Source organism: Gilliamella sp. B3817 (assembly GCF_026536705.1).
Taxonomy (GTDB): domain Bacteria; phylum Pseudomonadota; class Gammaproteobacteria; order Enterobacterales; family Orbaceae; genus Gilliamella; species Gilliamella apicola_I.
Genome location: NZ_JAFNNV010000029.1, coordinates 1 through 514, shown reverse-complemented (window position 1 = coordinate 514; position 514 = coordinate 1). Strand labels below are relative to the sequence as shown.

Here is a 514-nt window from a genome sequence, read left to right as displayed (position 1 = left end):
CGTAACAAGGTAACCGTAGGGGAACCTGCGGTTGGATCACCTCCTTACGAAGAGCTCGTAAGTGTTCACACAGATTGTTTGTTTAGAAAGAGTCACTTTATTGGGTCTGTAGCTCAGGTGGTTAGAGCGCACCCCTGATAAGGGTGAGGTCGGTGGTTCAAGTCCACTCAGACCCACCAATTCAACGGCATTGAGCGGAAGTTTGAGGCGTTGAAGAAGTGAAAACAATGGGGCTATAGCTCAGCTGGGAGAGCGCCTGCCTTGCACGCAGGAGGCCAGCGGTTCGATCCCGCTTAGCTCCACCATTAAAGCCGTCTCTTTTGAATTAAATTATGTTTGTATTTACTTATATGAGTAAATAGAAAGATAAAGCTCTTTAACAATTAGGAACAAGCTGAAAGAAACGAGTTCTCGTTTTTACGGAAGGCATTGATACGAAAGTATGGGTGTTTGAAGTAGGAAAGAGAAAAAAGCGTAATAGAAACCAAGACAACTGTGAGTTGTAAGGTTAAGA

At 44.4% G+C, this 514-nt stretch carries 2 tRNA genes; both read left to right on the top strand.

The features are described from left to right. The first annotated feature begins 102 nt into the window (after positions 1-102). A tRNA-Ile gene (locus J3U36_RS11365) sits at positions 103-179 on the top strand. Positions 180-229: 50 nt separating this feature from the next. After that, positions 230-305, top strand: a tRNA-Ala gene (locus J3U36_RS11360). The last annotated feature ends 209 nt before the right edge of the window (positions 306-514 follow it).